The sequence below is a fragment of the Microbacterium ginsengisoli genome (genome assembly GCF_000956535.1).
Taxonomy (GTDB): Bacteria; Actinomycetota; Actinomycetes; order Actinomycetales; family Microbacteriaceae; genus Microbacterium; species Microbacterium ginsengisoli.
The window spans coordinates 1-1813 of the sequence record NZ_JYIY01000017.1 but is presented as its reverse complement, the minus strand read 5'-3'; the positions used below and the strand labels follow the sequence as shown (position 1 = coordinate 1813).

Here is a 1813-nt window from a genome sequence, read left to right as displayed (position 1 = left end):
GATCGCCCGCCTCCTGCCAATTCGGGCAATCCTCGATATGCAGCACCTGGATCTTCACACGCCCATTCTCCCGCGCAACTCGCGGCGGCTGGCCACCCCGCACCTTCTTGATCAACACGCCCTAGCGAGGAACCGCCCATGCCGGCCAGCACGATGCGGGTCACTCCCCGCTCGACGAGCTCGGCGCGCAGCGCCTCGATTTCGGCGACGAGCGGCCGCGAGACCGAGACCGCCTGCACCCAGCCCAGGCGACGGGATGCCTCATCCTCCGCCGCCGGGCCCCACAGTGTGGGGTCCCCGGCGGTGATGCCCGAGGCGACCAGGCTCTCGACGAGACCGGGGAGCGTCTGGGCGACGATCCTCTCGACCTCGCCGGACAGGCGGATGTCGAAGCTCACCGTGCGACCTGAGCGGACTCCGCGAGGGCGGTGCGCACGGTCTCCTGGAGCTCGTGCCAGGAGATGATGAACTTCTCGACGCCCTCGTCCTCGAGCACCTGCGTGGCGTCCGCGAAGTCGACGCCCACGGCCGCGAGGTCGGCGAAGACGGCGTGCGCGTCCGCATAGTTCGAGGTGATGGTGTCACCCGTCACGACTCCGTGGTCGAAGGTCGCCTCGAGGGTCTTCTCGGGCATCGTGTTCACGGTGCCGGCGGCCACGAGCTCGGTGACGTACAGGGTGTCGGGGAGTGACGGGTCCTTGACACCGGTCGACGCCCAGAGGGGGCGCTGCACGTTGGCGCCGGCGGCGACGAGCTCGGTGGCGCGCGCCGTGGCGAACTCGCCCTCGTAGAGCTCGTACGCGAGTCGGGCGTTCGCGACACCGGACTTCGAGACCAGCGCGAGGGCCTCGTCGGTGCCGATCGCCTTGAGACGCTTGTCGACCTCGGTGTCGACGCGCGACACGAAGAACGAGGCGACCGAGTGGATCGTCGAGATGTCGATGCCGGCGGCCTTCGCCTCGGCGAGACCGGTCAGGTACGCGTCGATGACCTCGGCGTAGCGCTCGAGGCTGAAGATGAGCGTGACGTTGACCGAGATGCCCGCGCCGATGACGGCCGCGATGGCGGGGAGGCCCGCCTTGGTCGCCGGGATCTTGATGAGCGCGTTGGCTCGGTCGACGGTCGCCCAGAGCTGCTTCGCCTGCGCGATGGTGCCCTCGGTGTCGTGGGCGAGCTCGGGGGAGACCTCGATCGAGACGCGTCCGTCGACGCCGCCGGTCGCGTCGAACACCGGACGGAAGATGTCCGTCGCGTCGCGCACGTCGTCGGTCGTGATGCGGAAGATGGCCTCATCGACGGATGCCCCGGCCGCGGCGAGGTCGGCGACCTGAGCTGCGTACGCCTCACCCTTCGAGAGGGCGCCCGCGAAGATCGTCGGGTTGGTCGTGACGCCCGAGACCGTGCGCGTCTGGATGAGCTCGGCGAGGTTGCCGGTCACGATGCGCTCGCGCGACAGGTCGTCGAGCCAGATGCTGACGCCCGCGGCGGCGAGCTGTTCGGTGGGGGTGCTCATGCGTTGTTCTCCTGGATGGTCTGACGGGCGGCCTCGACGACCGCCTCTGCGGTGAACCCGAACTTCGCGTACAGGGTCTTGTAGTCGGCCGAGGCGCCGAAGTGGTCGATCGCCACGGTGCGGCCGGTGGTGCCGACGATCGCGTGCCAGCTGAGGGCGGAGCCTGCCTCGACGGATACGCGGGCTTTGATCGTCGAGGGGAGGACGTGTTCGCGGTAGGTGTCGTCTTGTTCGGCGAACCATTCGAGGCTGGGGGCGGAGACGACGCGGGCGGCGATTCCGTCGGTGGCGAGCTGGTCG

At 69.3% G+C, this 1813-nt stretch carries 2 protein-coding genes and 1 pseudogene; all 3 read right to left on the bottom strand.

Annotated elements, in window-relative coordinates; translation table 11 throughout:
* Window positions 1-398 (bottom strand): annotated as a pseudogene (locus RR49_RS15220) (hypothetical protein); the annotation flags it as partial.
* Window positions 395-1513: a transaldolase gene (gene tal, locus RR49_RS00115; RefSeq protein WP_045245684.1), complete on the bottom strand. Its 1119-nt coding sequence runs from the start codon at window positions 1511-1513 to the stop codon at window positions 395-397. The gene tal and the pseudogene RR49_RS15220, both read right to left, overlap by 4 nt.
* A partial coding sequence (locus RR49_RS00110) for a transketolase-like TK C-terminal-containing protein (protein ID WP_045245682.1) occupies window positions 1510-1813 on the bottom strand: 304 nt, incomplete at its 5' end. The genes RR49_RS00110 and tal, both read right to left, overlap by 4 nt.